Below are 3,744 nucleotides of genomic sequence, written 5' to 3' on the forward strand. Positions count from 1 at the left end.
CGCGCGAGGCCCGACCCCATCGCGACCGTGGCCGTGGCGGCGGAGGTGGCGGCCTGGCTCGCCGATCGGCTCGCCGGGCCGGCGCGATGAGGCCCCGGCCGGCGCCATGTCGCGCGCCACCGGCATGCCCGGGCGAGGGTGCGCCCGCTTGCCGCTCCGGACCGATCGCCAGCCTGGCCTCCAGGAACGCAGAAGGCCCCGGGGGTCTCCCCCCGAGGCCTTCCCATCGCGTGGCCGGAGCGCGGCCCGCGAAACCCTGGTGACCCGCCGGACCTTGGCGGACCTTCCGGTTGGAACCCAGGGGCCGTTCGGCCCCCCAGTCACCGGATGGTCAGCGGCCGGCGGTGATCCGGGCTACGGGCGCGACAGCCCGATTGAAGCGATGAGACACCGGATCACCTCCTTTCGGTTGTTGACGATGCGGCCATGCTGCACCGCCGCGCCGTCGCACCGCAAAGGAAATCAGGAAAGTTCCGCATAGGCGCCGTTGCGCCAGATGTAGAAGACGTAGTCGGGCACCGTGACGTCACCCTTGGCGTCGAAGGAGATCGGCCCGAGCACCGTCTGCCACGGGCCTTCCGCCTTCAGCACCGCGGCGAGTCGCCGCGCATCCGTCGTGTTCGCTTTCTTCGCCGCGTCGGCGAAGATCTGGATCGCGGCATAGGTGTAGAGGACGTAGCCCTCGGGATCGACGTTGCGGGCGCGGAAGCGCTGCACCACCTCGGCCGCCGTCGGCCGCTTGCGCGGGTCGGAGGAGAAGGTCATCAGCGTGCCTTCGCCGGCGGCGCCGCTGATCTGCCAGAACTCGTTGGTCACCAGCGCGTCGCCGCCGATCAGGGTGACGTTCATTCCCTGCTCGCGCGCCTGGCGGATGATGAGCCCGCCCTCGGTGTGGTAGCCGCCGAGGTAGATGACGTCGATGTTCGCCGCCTTCATGCGGCTGACGATGGCGCTGTAGTCGCGCTCGCCCGGGGTGTAGGCGGCGTACATCGCCTCCTGCATGCCGCCGGCGTTCATCGCCTTCTTGGTCTCGTCCGCGAGGCCCTTTCCATAGGCCGTGTTGTCGTGGAGGACCGCGACGCGCCGGTTGCGCATGTTCTGCAGGATGTAGCGTCCGGCCACCTGGCCCTGCTGGTCGTCGCGGCCGCAGGTGCGGAAGGTGTTCCACTTGCCTTCGTCGGTGAAGCGCGGATTGGTCGAGGCCGGGCTGATCTGCAGCACGCCTTCCTCGGCATAGACGTCGCGCGCCGGGATAGAGGAGCCGGAGCAGAAATGCCCGGCGACGAAAATCACCCGCCGGCCCGCCAGGTTGTTGGCGACGCTGACGGCCTGGCGCGGGTCGCAGGCATCGTCACCGACCTCGAGGGCGAGCTGGCGGCCGAGCACGCCGCCCGCCGCGTTGATGTCGGTCACCGCCTGGGTCGCGCCTTCGCGCATCTGGGTGCCGAAGGCTGCGTACTGGCCGGTCATCGGCCCGGCGGTGGCGATGCGGATCGGGCCGGACGCGCCCTGCGCGAAGGCGTCCCGTCCGATGGCGAGCGTGCCGAGGCCCGCGCCGAGCACCAGCCTGCGTGTCGTGAGCATCCTGTTCTCCCATTCGTTCTGGTTCATTGAGGCCGGCCGTCACCCCCGCCGCCGATGGCGCCGGGAGGGCCATGGGAAGAAAGCCTAGGGCAGGCCGCAGCGGCTTGCCCAGCGTGACCTTTCGCACAGTCGGTCCCGCCGATACTGGCAACGAGGCGTCCGGGCTGTTACGCTGTCTCGCCCAAGTCCTCCCGGGAGTATTTTTGATGCGCGCGTCCCTTCGCCGCCCCGTGGCCAGCATCACCGCGGCCGTCATGCTGGCGGGCTGCGTCTCCACACAGGCCGGCCGCATCGGCGTCGATGACGGGCGGGATGCCTGCCGCGCCTACGTGGTGCAACTCGATTCGACCGGCGACTTCTACGGGGAGGACATCCTGCGCGGGGCGGCGATCGGCGCCGGAACGGGCGCCGTCGCGGGCGGATTGCTCGCCGCGGCCACCGGGCGGCGTGGCAGCGACATCCTGGCCGGCGCCGCGATCGGCGCGCTGGCGGGCGGCATCGTTGGCGGCGTCGGCGGCTACCTCTCGGCGCGGCAGCGCCAGGCGCAGGACCAGGCGGGGCTGATGATGGCGGTGGGCGGCGACCTCGGCCGCGAGAACGCGCAGCTCGACCGCACGCAGCTCGCCTTCAACCAGTTGCTCGACTGCCGCGTGAACACGGCGAACCGCATCCGCGCCGACGTGCGCGGCGGGCGCCTGTCGCGCGACGCCGGCATCTCGATGCTGAACTACCAGCGCGACCTGATGCGCCGCGACGTGGCGCTGGCCCGCCAGATCAACGAGAAGATCGGCACCCGCGGCGCCGAGTTCGACACCGCGATCGAGACCATCGCCCCGGGCACCAAGCAGACCGTCACCGCGCGCGTCGGCACGCCGCAGCCGACCATGACGCGCGTCTCGGCGCCGATCCGCATCCGCCCCGACGCCAATGCGCCGCAGATCGGCCAGCTCGGCGCCAATGAGCAGGTCACGGTGCGCCCCGCGCAGGGAAGCTTCGCGCTGGTCGAGACCTCCTCCGGCGTGCGCGGCTACGTGCCGGCCAATTCCGTCGGCGTGCGCGGCCTGGGCAGCCCGACGGCGGGCGTCGGCGGGCGCGGGCAGGAAGGCGAGTTCCGCCAGCTCGCCGCCTCCAACATCGCAAGGCGCGACAACTTCTCCGAGAGTGTGCAGACCGCCGACCGTCTGGCGCAGGGCCAGGGCTTCGAACTGGCGAGCTGACATGGTCAGTGGCCGCCGCCTGCTGCGTCGAGTCTGGCTTGCGGCGGCCGTCCTTCTCGGCTCGGCGGCGCCGCACGCGCAGGCACTGAACGAGCCGCCGCAGCAGCCCTTCCTGCGCATCGAGGCGGAGGCGCACATCGCCCCGGTGGCGCGGCTCGCCACCGATGCGGCGGGCTCGGTGCTCGCCAGCGTTTCCGACGACAAGACGCTGCGGCTGTGGAACCTGCCGGAGGGCACGCCGCGCCTGGTCATCCGCCCGCCGATCGGCACCGAGGCGGAAGGCGAGCTCTACGCCGTGGCCATGACGCCGGACGGCGCGCGCGTCGCAGCCGGCGGCTTCACCGCGCGGTCCTGGGACAACGGCTTCGCCCTCTACATCCATGATGCCCACACCGGGCGGCTGATGGCGCGGCTGCCGGGGCTGGCGGCGCCCGTGCAGCACCTGGCCTTCTCGCCGGACGGGACACGGCTCGCCGCCGCCTTGGGCGGGCGCGCGGGCATCAAGGTGTGGGACGCGCAGAACGGGCGCCTGCTGTTTGAGGACACCTCCTATACCGGCCCCGCGCGCATGGTCGCCTTCGACCCGGCGGGGCGGCTCGCGGCCAGTTCCGCGGATGGCGCGGTGCGGCTCTACGGCCCGGATGGGCGGCGCATCGCCAGCCGCGTGCCGGTGCAGGGCGCGCGCCCCTATGGCATCGCCTTCTCGCCCGAGGGCGCCTTGCTCGTCGTCGGTTTCGAGGATCGGCTGCGGGTGGAAGTGCTCTCCGCCACCGACCTGCGCACGGTGCTGGTGCCCGATGTCACCGGCCTGGCGGGGGAGGGGCTTCCCGCCGTCGCCTGGGCGCATGACGGGCGCGGCGGTGTGCAACTCCACGCCGCGGGCTATGCGCGGCTGAGCCGCGGCAACGCGGCCGCGCCGGCCCCGACCCGGCAGGGCGGGGGG

At 72.4% G+C, this 3,744-nt stretch carries 3 protein-coding genes; 2 read left to right on the plus strand and 1 reads right to left on the minus strand.

Annotated elements, in window-relative coordinates; all coding sequences use genetic code 11:
• Nucleotides 1-462 precede the first annotated feature (462 nt).
• Nucleotides 463-1,584, minus strand: a complete 1,122-nt coding sequence (locus GXW76_RS25005) for a branched-chain amino acid ABC transporter substrate-binding protein (protein ID WP_211864852.1) — start codon at nucleotides 1,582-1,584, stop codon at nucleotides 463-465.
• Between the two features lie 206 nt (nucleotides 1,585-1,790).
• Here GXW76_RS25005 and GXW76_RS25010 point away from each other — a divergent pair, with 206 nt between their 5' ends.
• Together GXW76_RS25010 and GXW76_RS25015 are read left to right on the plus strand one after the other, a co-directional pair.
• Entirely contained in the window at nucleotides 1,791-2,801 is a 1,011-nt protein-coding gene (locus GXW76_RS25010) for an SH3 domain-containing protein (RefSeq protein WP_211864853.1), read from the plus strand.
• Nucleotide 2,802: 1 nt separating this feature from the next.
• Nucleotides 2,803-3,744, plus strand: a 942-nt coding sequence (locus GXW76_RS25015) for a WD40 repeat domain-containing protein (RefSeq protein ID WP_408904410.1), incomplete at its 3' end; no start/stop codon positions are given.

It is taken from the genome of Neoroseomonas soli, from assembly GCF_018129065.1.
Classification (GTDB): domain Bacteria; phylum Pseudomonadota; class Alphaproteobacteria; order Acetobacterales; family Acetobacteraceae; genus Neoroseomonas; species Neoroseomonas soli.